This window comes from Alcaligenes sp. SMD-FA (genome assembly GCF_025960365.1).
Lineage (GTDB): Bacteria > Pseudomonadota > Gammaproteobacteria > Burkholderiales > Burkholderiaceae_B > Alcaligenes > Alcaligenes aquatilis.
In genome coordinates, this window is record NZ_CP110108.1 from 1,095,298 (window position 1) to 1,113,182 (window position 17,885).

The window sequence follows — 17,885 nt, forward strand, 5'->3', positions numbered from 1 at the left end:
GTTGCCCCAATTGTAATTTGAAGCGCACAGCGAAGCAATGGTCTTATATCTTATATAAGACTTGCAAAAGGCCGAATATTGCTGGGTTCAGGCCTGCAAGTCGGCGTATTCAGGGTGGCGGCGTAGATAGACCACGGCATAGCTGCAAATCGGGCGTACTTTCCACTGTTGGTTTTTCGCCGTCTCCAGTGCAAAGCGGGTCAGTTGCCCTGCAATGCCGCGGCCTTCCAGTTCGGGCGGCACGCGCGTATGGGTGATGCTCATGATGGCATCATCCAGTTCGTATTCGATCACGCTGCGCAGGTTTTCAACATCGCAGTAAAACAGATGTGCTTGCGGGTCGTGGTGGATCTCGGTGGTCAAGGCAGGCTCCTTCAAGTGGGGTTGGAGTGCAGGGCGATTAGAATCCAAACGGCCAGCATGCTGATCATGCCCAGAAAGCAGCCGCCCCACAGTCCCATCAGGGGCCATTTGACGCCCATGGGAACCTCGTCGGGCTGGACGTGCCTGAGCAAACGGTTGGCATTGCCAAACAGCGAGCTTTGGCGTTTGGGAAAATTCAGCCGTAAAAAATAATCCAGCAGTATGCCGGCCTTCAGGGGGAAACTGAGTTTTTCCCAGGGGTACTGGTCCAGATAAGGGTGGCGTAGCACCTGGTTGCTGCGGCGCAGATTGAACAGCAATAAATAAGCACCGGACACGAGTGTGGTCAGGGCACAGGCAATCATCAGAGTGCCGGCTAGCGGCAGGGCGTAGCGTACAAATTCAGAGAGCATGGAAGTCACCAGCAAGACGGCCCCGCGTGCGTAATGCAGCGGGGCCGTGAGTTAGATCACAGGCGAATAATAGCCCAGGATCTGTGACTTATGGGCGCTGGTCCAGAGGCACAAAGCTTTGGTTTTCAGGGCCAATGTAGTTGGCGGTAGGACGAATAATCTTGTTGTCCACGCGCTGCTCAATCACGTGAGCCGCCCAGCCAGCCGTACGCGCGATCACGAACAAAGGCGTGAACATGGCGGTAGGCACGCCCATGGTGTGGTAGGACACGGCCGAGAACCAGTCCAGGTTGGGGAACATTTTTTTCACTTCCCACATCACGCTTTCCAGACGCTCGGCAATGTCGTACATGCGGGTGTTGCCATCGGCCACGGCCAGCTCTTTGGCCACCGATTTGATGACTTCGTTGCGTGGGTCGGAGATGGTGTAGACGGGGTGACCGAAGCCAATAATGACTTCCTTGTTTTCCACACGCTTGCGGATGTCTTCTTCAGCCTGGTCAGGTGTCTCGTAGCGCTTCTGGATTTCAAAAGCCACTTCGTTGGCACCGCCGTGCTTGGGACCGCGCAGAGCGCCGATCGCACCGGCAATCGCGGAGTAGAAGTCCGAACCCGTACCGGCGATCACGCGGCTGGTAAAGGTGGAGGCGTTGAACTCGTGCTCGGCGTACAGGTTCAGCGACACATGCATGGCTTTTTCCCACTCGGCCGAGGGCTTTTCGCCATGCAGCAGGTGCAGGAAGTGCGCGCCGATGCTGTCATCGTCGGTTTGCACATCAATCATTTCGCCGTTGTGGCTGTAGTGGTACCAGTACAGCAGGGCTGAACCCAGGCAAGCCATCAGACGGTCGGCAATGTCGCGCGCGTCGGGCAGGTTGTGGTCGTCTTTTTCAGGCAGCACGCAGCCCAGAACCGATACGGCGGTGCGCATCACGTCCATGGGGTGGCTGTGGGCAGGCAGGGTTTCCAGAGCGGTTTGCAGGGCCAGAGGCAGGCCGCGCAGGCGCTTGAGCTTTTGCTTGTACGCGCGCAGTTCGTCGCGGTTGGGCAATTTGCCGTGAATCAGCAAATGCGCCACTTCCTCAAATTCGCAAGCCTGGGCCAGATCCAAGATATCGTAGCCGCGATAGTGCAGATCATTGCCACTGCGACCGACCGTGCACAAGGCGGTATTGCCTGCCACAACGCCAGACAGGGCAACAGATTTCTTGGGCTTGAAGCCAGTGCTAGGGGTGTTCTCAGTACTGCTCATAAAGGTCTCCTGGTTGCTGGGCAGCCAGCACGAGGCTGGCTGCTAAATGGGGTTTTACCCGCGCAAAGGCCCTGTCAAAGGGCCGGGCGGGAGCCTGTGGGGGCTCAGGACTTCTTGTTTTTCTGGAACAGCTTGTCGAGGCTTTGCTCGTAAGCATGGTAGCCGATACGATCGTACAGTTCTTCACGAGTCTGCATCAAATCGATGACATTTTTTTGATGTCCGTCACGACGGATCGCCTGGTAGACAGTTTCGGCGGCCTTGTTCATGGCGCGGAAGGCGGACAGGGGGTAGAGCACCATGGCCACATTGGCCGAAGCCAGTTCTTGCACGGTGAACAAGGGGGTTTGACCGAACTCGGTAATGTTGGCCAGCACAGGCACATCCAGTGTTTCGGTAAAGCGGCGGTATGTGTCCAGGTCGTAGCAGGCTTCAGCAAAAATGCCGTCTGCACCCGCTTGCACGCAAGCCTGGGCACGTTCCAGGGCGGCGTCCACACCTTCAACCGCAATCGCGTCGGTACGAGCCATGATGAAAAATTCTGGGTCGGTACGGGCGTCAACAGCGGCCTTTACACGGTCTGCCATTTCGCCGGTGCTGACGATTTCTTTGCCGGGGCGGTGACCGCAACGCTTGGCACCCACCTGGTCCTCGATGTGGCAAGCGGCGGCGCCGAACTTGATCAGGCTTTTGATCGTGCGGGCGATGTTAAAGGCCGAAGCACCAAAGCCGGTATCAATGTCCACCATCAATGGCAGATCGCATACATCGGTGATGCGGCGAATGTCAGTCAGCACGTCATCCAGGGTGTTGATGCCCAGATCAGGCAAGCCCAAAGAGCCAGCCGCTACACCGCCACCCGACAAGTAGATGGCGCGGTAGCCGGCGCGTTGGGCCAACAAAGCGTGGTTGGCGTTGATGGCGCCGATGATTTGCAAAGGCTGTTCTTCACGCAGGGCCTGGCGGAAACGGGCGCCTGCCGATGTCAGTTGGTTTTGGCTCATTTGGGGCTCCAGATCACAAGATAAGAAAATGTCGTCAGCGTGATGCTGCGATGGGTTATTACTTTTAAAGCAAATGCTGTGCCAAGTTCAGCGGTGGGGATGATGAAAGCTCTGAAGCCAGACGAGGCGGGAATGTCTTGAGCGCTCGCAGGTGTCCCTCTTTTTTACAAATACGGTATTTCATTGTTTTGTGTTTCAATATTGAAACGTAATTTGAAACAATGTCGCATTGTTGATGCCTGGGTGAAATCACATGCCTTATCCTTCCTCCCCTCCTGCTCGGCTGCGTCTGGTGGCTTTTGGCCTGCATGGACTGCGTTCTCTCTTGGAAGAGTTGGTGCCGCAGTTCCGCGCCCAGGCCGAAATCCTGATCGTGGACAAAGCCTATGGCGAGGCTGTGCAAGCCGTGCAGGTTTTGCGACAAACCGGTGCAATCGACGTTCTGGTGTCCGCTGGTTCCAACGGCAGTTATTTGCGTGAGCATCTGGACTTGCCGGTGATGCTGGTGCATCCGGGTGGCTTTGACATTATGGGCAGTCTGGCCTCGGCACAGGCCGAGCGTAAAGCCGTGGTGACCTATGGCGAAATGCCGCTGGAACTAATGGAGTTCGTGCAGCGTTTTGATCTACCCGTGGAGCTACGCAGCTATCGCAGCGAGGCTGATGCACGTAGCTGTGTTCAGGATTTGAAAGAACTGGGCGTGGAGTGGGTGCTGGCCCCCGGTCTGGTGGTGGATCTGGCGCGTGAGAATCAAATGGAGGGCGTGCTGCTGTATTCACAAGGAGCCGTTCGGCAGGCGCTGGAATCCGCTATCGAACTGGCCCGTGTTGCGCGCGCTGAAGCGGCCCGTCGGGATCGCTTGAATACGATTCTGGCGCAGTTGCGTGACGGTGTGGTGTCAGTGGACAGGGACGAGCGGATTGAAACCGTTAACCCGGCCATGGAGGCCTGGTTGGGCCAACCCGCCCAAGCCGTGATTGGCCGCCGCTTGGGTTCCTTGTACCCCGAACTGGATCTGGCCGGTACGCTGCGCAGCCTGGAAGTGCAACTGGATACGGTGCAGCAAGTGGCTGGTCGCACCGCGATTGTGACCCGTATGCCGATTTTGGAGCAGGGGCGCTTGAGCGGGGCCGTGCTGCTATGCCAGGACCCGGCTGCGATTCAGCGATTGGACCGCAGTTTGCGTTCACGCAGTCAGCAAGTGGCATCGCGTCATGCCCGGTACGAGTTATCCGATCTGGTGGGGCAAAGTTCGCCCATGTACAAGCTGCGTGCCCAGGCTCAGGCGTGTGCACAAAGCACGGCGACCACCCTGATTATCGGCGAGAGTGGTACAGGTAAGGAGCTGCTGGCTCAAGGGATTCATAGTGCCAGTGCCAGACGCGCACAGCCCTTTGTAGCGGTGAACTGTGCCGCTTTCCCCGACAGCCTGCTGGAAAGCGAGCTGTTCGGCTATGTAGAAGGCGCATTTACAGGCTCCAGCCGGGGCGGCAAAGTCGGGCTGGTGGAAGCGGCTCACACTGGCACCCTGTTTCTGGACGAGATCGGGGAAATGCCCTTGCCCTTGCAAACTCGTTTGCTGCGTGTGTTGCAAGAAAAAGAAGTCCTGCGTATTGGGGCGATTGAACCCACGCCGGTGGATGTACGTGTGATTGCGGCCACTCACCGGGATCTGGCCGCGCAAGTTAAAGAAGGCGTGTTCCGTCAGGATCTGTTTTATCGTTTGAATATTCTGGTGCTGCGTTTGCCGCCCTTGCGTCGGCGTACACAGGATTTGCCGGAACTGGTGGAGCATCTCTTGGCAAAAGTGGCCCAGCGTCTGGGTGGGGCTGTAACACTGAATCCGGATTGGCTGGCTGAGTTGTTGGAGCTGGGTCGTCACTACTCCTGGCCCGGCAATATCCGCGAGTTGGAAAACCTGATCGAACGTTTGATGGTCCTGGGCACAGTGCAAGGCGATCAGGCTGTGGTGCTGGAAGATATTGCGCCGGAGTTGCGGGCGGTGGTGGCCGAGCCTGCCATGCCAGCGCTGCGCGATCAGCAAGAGCGCAGCGAACAGGAGCATCTGGCCAAGGTGTTGGAAGAGTGTGGTGGGAATCGCGCCCTGGCCGCCCAGCAACTAGGGATCAGTCGCAGCACTTTGTGGCGGAAGTTGCGAAAAATGTGATGTCGGCCCCTGTGTGCCAGAGGGGGGACACAGAAGGCCGTTTTTTAGGTCTGTTGCACGTCTTGATGAGCCCTGCTTAAAGCCAGTAATAGAAAACTGATCAGTACGGAGGCCAGCAGGTTGTAGCTCAGGCCGATTACAAAGGCAGAGGCATATTGTTCCGCCTGGGATGAGGCAGCGCTGCTAGCGTTTTGCCCTGCATTAAAGAGTAGTCCAACGACGGCAACCCCAAGGGCGGCTCCCACCTGCTGGATGCTGGAAATGACGCCTGATGCCATGCCTGCCTGGGCCTCGTTTACAAAACCCAGAACCAGATTCAACAAGGGGGTCATGATCAAACCTTGGCAGGCTCCTAAAAAAATTAAGGCCGGAATCAGGTGGACGGGTTCTGTCTGTGCGCCTGCCCAGGCAACCTGGCCGATCAGCCAGGCAAACGAGACGGCGTAGCCAGCAGCGCCAAGCGTAATCACACGGGTGCCGTAGCGTGTAACAAGTCGTGGTGCACTGAGAGAGGCTGCCACAAAGCCCACGCTGGCGGGGGCGAAAATACTGCCCGCGTGGAACGGACTTAAGCCCAGCCCACTTTGCAGTAAAAGAGCAAAGCAGAGAAAGAAAGAACTGGCGGTGGAGTACACCAACAAGACCAGTAGGGCTCCCAAGGCAAAACGGGGCTGTGCCAGAAGCTGCATATCCACCAAGGGTGGGTGTCCTGCGCATCGGCGCCTTTCTTGTTGCTTGTAAAAAATGACGAATAACAAGCCGGCTGCGGCCAGAGCGGCTAGGCTGGAGACAGGCCAGCCGTGCTCCGAACTTTGGATCAGGGGGATCAGTAGCAGGCCCAGGGCAAGGCTGATCAGGACTACGCCTGTACTATCTAGCCCTTGGCCGTGCGGGGCTCGGGTTTCAGGGATATAGCGGGCCAAGGCAATGGCCAGCAGCCCTATGGGGATATTGATCAGGAAAATGCTGCGCCAACCCAGGCCGAACAGGTCGGCATGAATTAGCCAGCCTCCCAGTATTTGCCCGGCAATGGCGGCTAGCCCCAGGGTCATGCCCAGCAAGCCAAAGGCGCGGCGGCTGTGATCGCCCTCAAAGTTGACCCGAATGGAAGCATAGACCTGGGGAAAGAGTAGGGCGGCAGCCAGGCCCTGCAATACCCTGGCGATGATCAATAAAAAAGCGGTGGGTGCCAGACCGCATAGGGCCGACGCCAGCGTAAAACTCGCCATGCCGATGATAAAGAGTCTGCGTCGGCCAAATAAATCGCCCAGCCGTCCGCCTGTAATGAGCAGCACGCCAAAAGCCAGTTCGTAGCCCGCCACGATAAAGCCGATCTGGCTGAAGCTGGCCGCTAGCTGGTTCTGGATATTGGGAATGGCGACATTGACAACGAATAGATCAAAAATGGTGACAAAGCCCGCCAGAAGTAATACTGACAGGCCCAGCCAGGCAGGAGTGTGGGAGGCGCCGGAGGGGGAGTGTGGAGAGTGAGTCTTGGAGTTCATGATGTGTGCTTCAGGTAAAAACCTGTGTATTCTTGAACTCTTTTTAAGCCATTACAATTTAACTGCTTATGCTATTACTGAAAGCAATGGGGTTCTGGTCATGAGAACGCTGGAACGAACGCGCCCGGACCTGTCAGCCTTTTTGCGGGCTTGTCGTGAACGGCTTTTGCCCGAGGAGGTGGGCTTGCCCAGCGGCGGGCGCCGTCGGACTCCGGGGCTGCGTCGTGAGGAAGTCGCCGCGTTGGCAGGGGTCGGGCTGACCTGGTACACCTGGCTGGAACAAGGGCGTGATATCGGAGTGTCGGCCCGCTTTTTGGATAATCTGGCTCGTGTCTTGAAACTGGACGCCGCCGAACGGCGCCACTTGTTTTTGCTGGCGCATGAGCGCCTGCCTGCCGAGCCAGGAGTCACCTGGTGTGTTTTGCCGCCCTTGGTGCGACGCTTGATGCATGATTTGCCTCATCCAGCGTTTGTTTTGAATCTGCGCTGGGATGTCCTGGGCTTTAATTCTTTGGCCGATGAGGTGCTGGGCTTGGGGGCGTATCCGCAGGGGCAGCGCAATCTGCTGTGGCAGATGTTTACGAACCCCGCTTTGCACGCACGCTTTGTGCCCTGGGAGGCACAGGCTTTGGCGATGTTGTCTGGTTTTCGCCGTGATTTTGCCCGCGCAACGGAAGGCACGGATATTCATGAGTTGGCCGATGAGCTCAAGCGTGTGTCACCCGAGTTCAAAATGGGATGGGAGCAGCATGATGTGCAGCCGCCTTGCGGTGGACGGCTTTGTTTGACGGTGCAAGGAGAGCGGCGCGAGTTTGAGCAAACCTCGCTCATCATTGATGAGAGCCGCCATTTGCGTCTGGTGGTGTATGTACCCGCTTTGCAGGACGGTAAAGGCGATGGAAGCGGTCCAGGCTAGTGTTGTATAGGGCTTGTAAAGTGCAAGCCGTAAGTGCTCAGTCGTGCTCTGATAGTGATGGCAGGGCACTGACCGTACGTGCCGGGTTTCAAGCACTTGGCACCAAGGACTTGGCATCGAGCATCAGATAGCGGGCAGCAGGCAGCCGGCAAAAAAAATCCCCGCCGATCAGGCGGGGATTGCAGACACTGGCGGCTTAATTAACCCAGCAGGTCTTTCACACCGTCGCGCTCTTCCAGCAGCTCGTTCAGGGTGTGGTCCATGCGCTCACGCGAGAAGGCGTCGATTTCCAGACCTTCAACACGCTTGTACTCACCGTTTTCGGTGGTGACAGGGACGCCGTAGATGATGCCTTCAGGAATGCCGTAGGAGCCGTCCGAAGGAACACCCATGGTGACCCATTTGCCGTTGGAGCCCAGGACCCAGTCACGCACGTGGTCGATGGCCGCGTTGGCAGCCGAAGCAGCCGAGGACAGGCCACGGGCTTCGATAATGGCAGCGCCGCGTTTGCCCACGGTGGGGATGAAGGTTTCGCGGTTCCAGGCCTGATCGTTGATGATGGCGTCAATCTTCTCACCGTTCACCGTGGCAAAGCGGGTGTCAGGGTACATGGTGGGCGAGTGGTTGCCCCAAACAATCAGGTTTTCGATGTCAGCAACAGCCTTGCCGGATTTGGTGGCCAACTGCGACAGGGCGCGGTTGTGGTCCAGACGCAGCATGGCGGTGAAGTTCTTCGCTGGCAGATCAGGAGCGGACTTCATGGCGATGTAGGCGTTGGTGTTGGCAGGGTTGCCGACAACCAGAACCTTGACGTCGCGGCTGGCCACTTTGTTCAGGGCACGGCCTTGGGCGGTGAAGATCTGGGCGTTGAAGGCCAGCAGGTCTTTACGCTCCATACCTGGGCCGCGAGGACGGGCACCGACCAGCAGGGCGATATCAGCATCTTTGAATGCGGTTTCAGGGTCGCTGTGGGCGGACATGCCTTGCAGCAGCGGGAAGGCGCAATCGTCCAGTTCCATCATGACGCCCTTCAGGGCCTTTTGGGCTTTCTCGTCGGCGAGTTCCAGCAACTGCAAGATTACAGGCTGGTCTTTGCCCAGCATTTCGCCAGAAGCGATGCGAAACAGCAGGGCGTAGCCAATCTGGCCAGCAGCGCCGGTAACGGCGACGCGCATTGCGGGTTTGGACATGAGAGTGAGACTCCGTTTTTGGGTTTGAAGACGGTGACGAAAAACACAGTTTAAATCTTTTGCAGACCGGACGGCTGGCGTGGAAAATGGTTTTTCGCAAGAGGAAAAGCCTCTTTTTTCACTGCGCAGACTAGACCAAAACGATAGCGGCGTCAAACGTCTTATATCTTATATAAGACATAAGAGCGTTAGACATTCGGGGCCGGTCATGCGAAAATTAGTGCACTGTCTATTTTATGAACAAATGCGCGCTGCAGGCTGTATTGATCGCGCATTTTTTATGAGCCCCATGTCTGATAACGTGCCGCCGCTACGCGCCCAGGAAATCGAAAAATCCGCTCCTAGCGCGGCCTATAGCCCTCTGTACCAACAGATCAAGGCTTTGTTGCTGCAGGGGCTGGATCGTGGCGAATGGAAGCCCGGCGAGGCCATCCCCAGCGAGCTGGAGCTGGCCGCCCGTTTTCAGGTCAGCCAAGGGACGGTACGCAAGGCCATTGACGAATTGGCGGCTGACAATCTCCTGATTCGTCGCCAGGGCAAGGGTACTTTTGTGGCCACCCATCACGAGGCCCGCGTGCGCTTTCGCTTTTTGCGCCTGGCCCCGGACGATGGCAAACCCGTTGCTTCCCAAAGCCGTATTCTGGATGTCCGCCGCATGAAAGCGCCCACGGATGTGGCTGTGCTGCTGGATTTGCGCACCTCCGATATGGTGGTGAACCTGCGTCGTGTCCTGTCCTTTGATCAGGCCCCGACTATTTTTGACGATATCTGGCTTCCCGGCTCTGTCTTTAAGGGGCTGACCCTGGAAGCTGTTGAGCAGAACAGGGGCCCGATGTATGCCTGGTTCGAGAGCAAGTTTGGCGTGAGCATGGTGCGCGCCGATGAAAAGATTGGTGCTGTCAGTGCGACCGCAGAGGCCGCCTCGGTCCTGCAGGTCGCTGTCGGCTCGCCGCTCCTGCACGTGGAACGCGTGTCCTATACCTATGGTGATCGACCGATGGAATTGCGCCGGGGTTTGTACCTGACCGAGCGCTTTCATTACCGAAACACGCTTAGCTAGTTCGGCGGCATACGGTATTTGATACTGCACCGTAGTGTCAAATAGGTGAAAATACCAAGGTTAAAAATTTTATGACTTTTTTTTATCTACTTCGAGGCCATCATGTCTGATACCGCACCCAAGCAGCGTCCGCAGTATCGCAATGTCAGCTTGCCGCAGATATTGAGCTACCGCATGCCCCTGGCTGCAAAATCGTCGATTTTGCATCGTGTCAGTGGTGCATTGCTGTTTCTTTGCCTGCCGCTCGTTTTATTGCCACTGTTCTCTTTGAGCGTCAGCTCTCCAGAGTCTTTCGAGACCTTGCGCAGCTACGTCGACAACCCTGTCTGTAAGCTGATTCTTCTGGTCCTCATCTGGGGTTACCTGCACCACTTCTGTGCCGGTATCCGCTATCTGACCTTGGACCTGCACCTGGGTAACGACAAAGAGTCCGCCAAGAAATCGGCCGGTCTGGTGTTCGGGGTTAGCTTGGCGCTGACCGTTGTGTTTGGTTTGAAACTGTTTGGGGTGTGGTAATGGCTAATCGTGAGCGCATTGGCGTAAACCGCCTGGTAGTGGGTGCCCACTACGGTACCTTGGACTTTCTGGCGCAGCGTGTCACCGCAGTCATCATGGCCATCTACACCGTGGTCATCATCGGCGGCATTCTGTTTAGCAGTGAACTGAATTTCGAGACCTGGCGCGGCCTGTTCTCGTTCACGGTCGGCTCCCTGCCTCTGGGTCAGTTGCTGGCAACTTTGTTCTTTCTGTCCTTGTCCTGGCACGCCTGGATCGGTGTGCGTGACATCTGGATGGATTACGTCAAGCCCGCTGGCCTGCGCTTGTTTCTGCAAGTGTTGACCTTGCTGTGGCTGGTCGCCAGTGTCGTCTTTTTTGCAAAAATTATCTGGAGTCTCTAAACCGTGGCTTCCATCACAAAATCTTTGCCCCGCCGTCAGTTTGACGTAGTGGTGGTCGGTGCCGGTGGCGCCGGTATGCGTTGTTCCCTGCAATTGGCTCAGGCCGGCTTGTCCGTTGCCGTGCTCAGCAAGGTGTTCCCAACCCGCTCCCACACCGTGGCGGCTCAAGGTGGTGTCAGTGCCTCTTTGGGTAACATGAGCGAGGACCACTGGTACTGGCACATGTACGACACCGTTAAGGGTTCGGACTGGCTGGGCGACCAAGACGCCATCGAATTCATGTGCCGTGAAGCTCCTCACGCTGTGTACGAGCTCGAGCACTTCGGTATGCCGTTTGACCGTAACCAGGACGGTACGATTTACCAGCGTCCATTTGGTGGTCACACTGCCAACTTCGGTGAAAAACCGGTTCAACGTGCCTGTGCCGCTGCTGACCGTACCGGTCACGCCATGTTGCACACCCTGTATCAGCGTAACGTGGCTGCCCGTACCCAGTTCTTCGTGGAATGGATGGCGCTGGATCTGCTGCGTAACGAAGCTGGCGACGTTCTGGGCGTGACCGCTCTGGAAATGGAAACCGGCGAAATCTACATTCTGGAAGGCAAGCGCGTGGTGCTGGCGACCGGTGGCGCTGGCCGTATCTGGGCGGCTTCCACCAACGCCTTCATCAACACCGGTGACGGCCTGGGTATGGCTGCTCGTGCCGGCCTGCCTTTGCAAGACATGGAATTCTGGCAATTCCACCCCACTGGCGTTGCCGGTGCTGGTGTACTGATTACCGAAGGTGTGCGTGGTGAAGGCGGTATCTTGCTGAATAAAGACGGCGAGCGCTTCATGGAGCGTTACGCTCCCACCCTGAAAGACTTGGCCCCACGTGACTTCGTGTCCCGTTCCATGGACCAGGAAATCAAGGAAGGCCGCGGTTGTGGCGATGGCAGTTACGTGGTTCTGAAACTGGATCACTTGGGTGCCGACGTCATCAAGAAACGTCTGCCCTCGATTCGCGAAATCGCGATCAAGTTCGGTAATGTGGACCCCATCAAAGACCCGATCCCCGTGGTTCCAACCATCCACTACCAGATGGGCGGTATCCCCACGAACTATTACGGTCAGGTTGTAACCCAGACACCTACAGGCGAGAGCAAGATCGTCAACGGTCTGTACGCTATCGGTGAATGTGCCGCGACTTCCGTGCACGGTGCCAACCGTCTGGGTACGAACTCCCTGCTGGACCTGATCGTGTTCGGTCGTGCTGCGGGCAACCATATTGTGGATTCGCACCCCGAGAAAGATCACTCCCACCAGGAAATCAACGAGTCCTCTATCGAGTTCTCGCTGGAGCGCGTCAACCGTCTGGAGTCCCGTACGTCGGGCGAAAAGGCGCAGGACGTGGGCAACAAGATCCGTGTGGCCATGCAGGCCCACTGCGGCGTGTTCCGTACTCTGGATCTGCTGCACAAGGGGGTCGACCAGATCGATTCCCTGGTTCCCGAAGTCAAGGATATCTACTTCAAAGACAAGTCCAAGGTGTTCAATACCGCCCGTATTGAAGCGCTGGAAGTGGCCAACATGATCGAAGTGGCTCGCGCTACGACGAAGTCGGCCGCCAATCGTACGGAAAGTCGCGGTGCTCATGCCCTGAACGACCACCCAGAACGTGACGACGAAAACTGGCTGCGTCACACCTTGTGGTTCTCGGAAGGCAGCCGTCTGGAGTACAAGCCTGTCCAGATGAAGCCTCTGACAGCCGAAACGATTCCGCCCAAGGCCCGGACTTTCTAAGCAGGATACTGACATGAGCCAAAAACGTAAGGTCAAATTTGAAATCTATCGCTACGATCCTGATAAGGACGAGCGTCCCTACATGCAGAAAATCGAAGTCGAGCTGGAACCTACCGACAAGATGCTGCTCGATGCGATCCTGCGCATTAAAAACGACATGGACGACAGCCTGGCGCTGCGTCGCTCCTGCCGTGAAGGTGTGTGCGGTTCCGATGCCATGAACATCAATGGCAAGAACGGTCTGGCCTGCACCACCAACATGCGCGACTTGAAAGAACCTGTGGTCTTGCGCCCACTGCCAGGTCTGCCGGTTATCCGTGACCTGATCGTGGACATGACCCACTTTTTCGATCAGTACCATTCGGTCAAGCCGTTCCTGATCAACGATGCGCCTCCTCCAGAGAAAGAGCGTTTGCAAACGCCTGAGGCCCGTGAGGAGCTTGATGGTCTGTACGAGTGCATTCTGTGCGCCTGCTGCTCGACCTCTTGCCCATCGTTCTGGTGGAATCCTGACAAGTTCGTCGGTCCTGCTGGTTTGTTGCAAGCCTATCGTTTCATTGCTGACTCGCGTGACGAAGCAACGGGTGAGCGTCTGGATAATCTGGAAGATCCATACCGCTTGTTCCGCTGCCACACGATCATGAATTGCACGGACGTCTGTCCAAAAGGACTGAACCCATCGCATGCCATCGGCAAGATCAAAGAAATGCTGGTGCGTCGCGGTATCTAAAAAGGTGGGTATGTACCGATGAGAACATTGACGGAATTGGAGCGTGCGCGCCTGCGTTGGCGTGCGCGCCGGGGCTTGCTTGAAAACGACTTGATGATCACCCGTTTTCTGGATCAATACGAAAACGAGCTGACTGATCAGGACGTCTCGGCCCTGACCCGCTTGTTCGAAATGGACGATACAGTTTTGCTGGATGTCCTTCTGGCTCGCTCCGAGCCAGAAGGGCAGTACGCCACACCGGACATTCAGCGACTAGTAGACATTATGCGAAAGCTATAACCATTGAGGAAAAAAGTGATGGAATTGTCAGATAAAAAAGCCACGCTATCCTTCTCCGACGGTAGCCCTTCGGTTGAGTTCCCTGTACACAAGGGCACCGTAGGTCCGGACGTGATCGATATCCGTAAGCTCTACGGTCAGACAGGTATGTTTACCTATGACCCCGGCTTTATGGCAACGGCGGCTTGCGAATCCGGTATCACCTACATTGATGGCGACAAAGGCCAGTTGATGTACCGTGGTTACCCGATCGACCAGTTGGCACAAAAGTGCGATTTCATGGATGTGTGCTACCTGATCCTGAACGGCGACTTGCCAAACGCAGATCAGAAGCAGGAGTTTGATTCCCTGGTCACGAACCACACCATGGTTCAGGAACAGATGCAGCATTTCCTGCGTGGCTTCCGTCCGGACGCTCACCCCATGGCAATACTGACTGGCCTGGTCGGTGCCCTGTCGGCGTTCTACCATGACTCCACAGACATCACCAATCCTCATCACCGTCATGTGTCGGCTATCCGCTTGATCGCCAAGCTGCCTACTTTGGTTGCGATGGCGTACAAGTATTCTTTGGGACAGCCTTTCATCTATCCCAAGAATGATTTGTCCTACACCGGCAACTTCTTGCGCATGATGTTCGCTACCCCTTGCGAAGACTACAAGGTCAACGAAGTGGTTGAGCGTGCTCTGGATCGTATCTTCATCCTGCATGCAGATCACGAGCAAAACGCCTCGACTTCCACCGTGCGTCTGTGCGGTTCGTCTGGCACCAATCCTTTCGCTGCGATTGCTGCGGGTGTTGCCTGCTTGTGGGGTCCTGCCCACGGTGGTGCAAACGAAGCTTGCCTGAACATGCTCGAAGAGTTGCAAGCCAACGGCGGCATCGACAAGGTTGGCGAGTTCATGGAGAAGGTCAAGGACAAGAACTCGGGCGTTCGCTTGATGGGCTTTGGTCACCGTGTCTACAAGAACTACGACCCACGCGCCAAGCTGATGCAAGAGACTTGCAAGGAAGTTCTGGAGGCCCTGGGCCTGGAGAACGATCCTCTGTTCAAACTGGCCATGGAACTGGAGCGTATTGCTCTGGAAGATCCGTACTTCGTCGAACGCAAGCTGTACCCCAACGTAGACTTCTACTCGGGTATTGTTCAGCGTGCTATTGGTATTCCAACATCCTTGTTCACCGCTATCTTCGCCCTGGCTCGTACCGTAGGCTGGATCGCTCAGTGGAACGAAATGTTGTCCGATCCAGATTACAAGATCGGTCGTCCACGTCAGCTGTACGTGGGCCCAACCCAGCGCGACGTACCTGATCAGCGTTAATCACGGTGGGCTCAGAGGCCTGGATCAATCCAGGTATCAGTAGTCATTGTGCTAACTGAGCCCCTGGTTTTATGCAAGTGCACCAATATGTGGTGCACTTTTTTTTCGCCCTTTTTTTCTTTATCGGGGCACTGTTCAGACATGCTCTTGATACAACGAATCCAGTACAGACCAGGGTTCAGGGCTGCAGGAGCTGGTGGTTGAAACGGGAGAGCCGCTGCTCGCGGGCACTATTTTCTTCCGACTGCCGGACTTTGGCCTGCACATGATCCAGATGCCTGTTGATCTGGTCTCGGGCCAGATCAGCATTGCCTTCCAAAATAGCGTTCATTACGGCTTCATGCTGTTGGGTCAGTATCTCTACTTCGCGTGCATTGTCGAACTCGAACATGGCACGGCGGTTTTCCTTGACGGTGGAAAAGACCAGTTGGAACAAGCCATTCATGATCTGCAAGAGCACCACGTTGTGAGAGGCTTGGGCAATCGCCAAGTGAAAATGAGCATCAGCGCGGGCTGATAGCTCGGTATCCTGATTTTGTTGGTGCTCAACCATGATGTCAAAGCACTGCTTGATCCGTTTTTTATCCTCTTGTGTGGCCCGCATGGCAGCGTGCCAAACCGTACTGGCCTCCAAGGCTCGCCGTGCCTCCAGCACATCGTAGCGATACAAGGGGTCCTGGCTAAGGAGTTGCTCCAAAGGAGCGATGGCTTGGGCGGGCCAATTGATCAATTCGCTTTTCTGCACGAAGGTGCCGCCTCCTCGACGCGTAAACAAGACACCCTGTGAACTGAGTGTGCGTAGTGCTTCCCGTATGGGTACGCGGGACACATTCAGTTGGTCGGCTAACTGGCGCTCGGAGGGAATCCGGTCACCAGGCTGCAGTTGCTCTTGCTGGATGAGCTGGATAATTTTTTCCGTAATCTGGTCTGAGAGACGTGTTTTAGCGTGTGTAGTCATAAATTAATTCTAAGTGGTAAGACCAATTCTTGTTTTTAGTGCCAGTATAGGGGTGAAAAAGGCTAAAAATATCAGGGTTTATGCCGGTAAATAAAAAGTGGTAATACCTCTATCATTCTCCAAGCGACAACAAGAGGGGGGCTGCACTAAGCCGAGGCTGACACCATGGTCTTAGGGCGCTTTCCACACAACGTGCGATCGATACGAAGGAGAACTGGAGATGAATCTTTTATACACCCTGATGGCCCTGGCGCCATTGTTGGTTGTGTTTTTGTTGATGGTGGTGCTGGGGCGCTCGGCGAAACTGTCTATGGGTACGGCCTATATTGTGACAGCCTTGCTGGCTTTGTTCGCGTGGGGCAGCCAGGCCGAGGTTGTTGCTGAAGCCACGCTCAACGGGGTGATGATCGCTCTGACCTTGCTGTTCATTGTCTTTGGAGCCATCCTGCTGCTGAACACCCTCAAGGTGGGCGGCGCGCTAGCAGCCATTCGCCAGGGCTTTATGGATATTTCACCTGACCGTCGTGTGCAGGTCATTATTGTGGCGTGGTTATTTGGATCCCTGATTGAGGGCTCATCGGGTTTTGGAACACCGTCTGCTGTCGGTGCCCCTTTGCTGCTGGCTTTGGGATTTCCCGCGATGGCGGCCGTGATGTCGGTTCTGGTCATTCAGTCCACACCGGTTTCGTTTGGCGCGGTTGGCACACCCATGCTGGTCGGTGTGCGCTCGGGGGTCGATAACAAGCTTGATGTAGCCGCGGCCATCGCTCCTATGCAGCCGATGGAGTATTTGCAGCAGATTGTCGAGAACGTGGCACTGATTCATGCCTTGACCGGCTTTGTGATTCCTTTGTTGCTGTGCGGCTTGTTGACGCGTTTCTTTGGTGAGCGTCGGTCCTTCGCGGAAGGCTTGGGCGCCTGGAAATTTGCCTTGTTTGCCGGCGTGGCTTTCACTGTTCCGTATTACTTGATTGCAGTGGTTTTGGGGCCAGAGTTTCCGTCCATGCTGGGCGCGATGGTAGGGCTGGTGATTGTCGTGACGGCAGCACGCAAGGGCTGGTTTGCGCCATCCAAGACCTTTGACTTCCCCGATCGCAGTCAGTGGCCTTCCCATTGGCTGGGCACGGTTGCCATGGACAATGTTGAAAGCAAGCAGACGTTTTCTGTGCTGCGAGCCTTCTCGCCCTATGTGCTGGTTGTGTTGCTGCTGATTTTTACCCGGACTGTCCCTGCTGTGAAAGCCTGGCTGACCGGTCCGTCTGCGACGATCAAGATTGAAGCGTTGTTTGGTACGAATATTACAACGTCGGTACAGTTGTTGTTTTCACCAGGTGCGATCTTGATTCTGGTGTCCCTGGCATGTATCGCCATCTTTCGCATGAATGGACAGCAGTATATGCAAGGGGTCACGCAATCGCTGCGCACCATGGGCAGTGCTGCGCCTGCCTTGTTGCTGGCTGTGCCTATGGTGCAAGTGTTCATCAATTCGGCTGCTGCCGATGGCTCGATTGCCAGCATGCCCTTGGTCCTGGCCCAAGGTGCGGCGGCTGCTGCCGGTCAAGCGTGGCCAACGATTTCACCCTGGGTAGGTGGCTTGGGGGCCTTTATCGCTGGCTCTAATACGGTCAGCAATATGATGTTCTCGTACTTCCAGTTCTCGACAGCCCAGCAAATTGGTTTGAGTGTGGATCAGTCCGCCATCGTTGTGGCCCTGCAAGCAGTCGGCGGCGCGGCTGGCAATATGATTTGTGTGCATAACGTCGTGGCGGCGGGCGCCGTGGTTGGCATGTTGGGACGAGAAGGGGAGATTGTGCGCAAGACCCTGATTCCCATGGTTTATTACGTTATTCAGGCCGGCTTGATTGGGCAGGCTTTGATTACAGGTGCCGTAGGCTGGTGGCTGGCTGCCGCTGTTTTCCTGGCCGTGACCATCGGTGGTTTGAGCTTGTCTCGGGGCCGTCAAATGGCTCCGGCGATGGCGTAACGCGAGCGCCTGTCGTACATAACAGGGCTTGAATGAGGAATAAAAAACCGGATGTCGCAT

17 protein-coding genes are annotated in these 17,885 nt (G+C 56.2%); 10 read left to right on the forward strand and 7 right to left on the reverse strand.

Annotation, left to right across the window (positions count from 1 at the left end; genetic code table 11):
• Positions 1-87 precede the first annotated feature (87 nt).
• From OKX01_RS05055 to prpB, 4 genes are all read right to left on the reverse strand, one after another.
• Positions 88-363, reverse strand: coding sequence for a GNAT family N-acetyltransferase (locus tag OKX01_RS05055; protein WP_094198281.1), 276 nt, complete (start codon positions 361-363; stop codon positions 88-90).
• A gap of 11 nt (positions 364-374) precedes the next feature.
• Positions 375-776 carry a hypothetical protein gene (locus tag OKX01_RS05060; protein ID WP_094195941.1) on the reverse strand — a complete coding sequence of 134 codons (402 nt, stop codon included), beginning with the start codon at positions 774-776 and terminating at the stop codon, positions 375-377.
• An 88-nt stretch (positions 777-864) separates the two neighbouring features.
• Positions 865-2,028, reverse strand: a complete 1,164-nt coding sequence (gene prpC / locus OKX01_RS05065; protein ID WP_094195942.1) for a 2-methylcitrate synthase — start codon at positions 2,026-2,028, stop codon at positions 865-867.
• Between the two features lie 104 nt (positions 2,029-2,132).
• A complete protein-coding gene (gene prpB / locus OKX01_RS05070; RefSeq protein ID WP_230019146.1) occupies positions 2,133-3,032 on the reverse strand; it encodes a methylisocitrate lyase in 900 nt (299 codons plus the stop codon).
• 253 nt (positions 3,033-3,285) lie between these two features.
• Between prpB and prpR the strand changes: the two genes are divergently transcribed.
• A complete protein-coding gene (prpR, locus tag OKX01_RS05075) occupies positions 3,286-5,199 on the forward strand; it encodes a propionate catabolism operon regulatory protein PrpR (RefSeq protein ID WP_264672574.1) in 1,914 nt (637 codons plus the stop codon).
• Between the two features lie 44 nt (positions 5,200-5,243).
• Here prpR and OKX01_RS05080 read toward each other — a convergent pair whose 3' ends face one another.
• On the reverse strand, positions 5,244-6,704 hold the full coding sequence (locus OKX01_RS05080; RefSeq protein WP_264672575.1) for an MFS transporter: 1,461 nt from the start codon (positions 6,702-6,704) through the stop codon (positions 5,244-5,246).
• A gap of 100 nt (positions 6,705-6,804) precedes the next feature.
• Between OKX01_RS05080 and OKX01_RS05085 the strand changes: the two genes are divergently transcribed.
• A complete protein-coding gene (locus OKX01_RS05085) occupies positions 6,805-7,620 on the forward strand; it encodes a helix-turn-helix transcriptional regulator (protein WP_108728742.1) in 816 nt (271 codons plus the stop codon).
• Positions 7,621-7,820: 200 nt separating this feature from the next.
• Here the strand turns inward: OKX01_RS05085 and OKX01_RS05090 are convergent, their stop codons facing one another.
• A complete protein-coding gene (locus OKX01_RS05090) occupies positions 7,821-8,810 on the reverse strand; it encodes a malate dehydrogenase (RefSeq protein WP_022983546.1) in 990 nt (329 codons plus the stop codon).
• A 289-nt stretch (positions 8,811-9,099) separates the two neighbouring features.
• On the opposite strand from OKX01_RS05090, the gene OKX01_RS05095 reads away from it, so the two are divergent.
• From OKX01_RS05095 to gltA, 7 genes are all read left to right on the forward strand, one after another.
• Positions 9,100-9,870, forward strand: a complete 771-nt coding sequence (locus tag OKX01_RS05095) for a GntR family transcriptional regulator (protein WP_094198283.1) — start codon at positions 9,100-9,102, stop codon at positions 9,868-9,870.
• A 102-nt stretch (positions 9,871-9,972) separates the two neighbouring features.
• Positions 9,973-10,386: a succinate dehydrogenase, cytochrome b556 subunit gene (sdhC, locus tag OKX01_RS05100; RefSeq protein WP_094195945.1), complete on the forward strand. Its 414-nt coding sequence runs from the start codon at positions 9,973-9,975 to the stop codon at positions 10,384-10,386.
• Entirely contained in the window at positions 10,386-10,769 is a 384-nt protein-coding gene (sdhD, locus tag OKX01_RS05105; protein ID WP_094195946.1) for a succinate dehydrogenase, hydrophobic membrane anchor protein, read from the forward strand. Before sdhC ends, sdhD begins: the two co-directional genes overlap by 1 nt.
• A gap of 3 nt (positions 10,770-10,772) precedes the next feature.
• Positions 10,773-12,551 (forward strand): succinate dehydrogenase flavoprotein subunit, encoded by a 1,779-nt coding sequence (sdhA, locus tag OKX01_RS05110; protein WP_094195947.1) that lies wholly within the window; start codon positions 10,773-10,775, stop codon positions 12,549-12,551.
• A gap of 13 nt (positions 12,552-12,564) precedes the next feature.
• Positions 12,565-13,281 (forward strand): succinate dehydrogenase iron-sulfur subunit, encoded by a 717-nt coding sequence (locus OKX01_RS05115; RefSeq protein ID WP_094195948.1) that lies wholly within the window; start codon positions 12,565-12,567, stop codon positions 13,279-13,281.
• An 18-nt stretch (positions 13,282-13,299) separates the two neighbouring features.
• Positions 13,300-13,560 carry a succinate dehydrogenase assembly factor 2 gene (locus tag OKX01_RS05120; RefSeq protein ID WP_003802528.1) on the forward strand — a complete coding sequence of 87 codons (261 nt, stop codon included), beginning with the start codon at positions 13,300-13,302 and terminating at the stop codon, positions 13,558-13,560.
• A gap of 18 nt (positions 13,561-13,578) precedes the next feature.
• Positions 13,579-14,883, forward strand: coding sequence for a citrate synthase (gltA, locus tag OKX01_RS05125; RefSeq protein ID WP_094195949.1), 1,305 nt, complete (start codon positions 13,579-13,581; stop codon positions 14,881-14,883).
• Positions 14,884-15,061: 178 nt separating this feature from the next.
• Here the strand turns inward: gltA and lldR are convergent, their stop codons facing one another.
• Entirely contained in the window at positions 15,062-15,841 is a 780-nt protein-coding gene (lldR, locus tag OKX01_RS05130; protein ID WP_094195950.1) for a transcriptional regulator LldR, read from the reverse strand.
• 220 nt (positions 15,842-16,061) lie between these two features.
• On the opposite strand from lldR, the gene OKX01_RS05135 reads away from it, so the two are divergent.
• Entirely contained in the window at positions 16,062-17,825 is a 1,764-nt protein-coding gene (locus OKX01_RS05135; protein ID WP_264672576.1) for an L-lactate permease, read from the forward strand.
• The last annotated feature ends 60 nt before the right edge of the window (positions 17,826-17,885 follow it).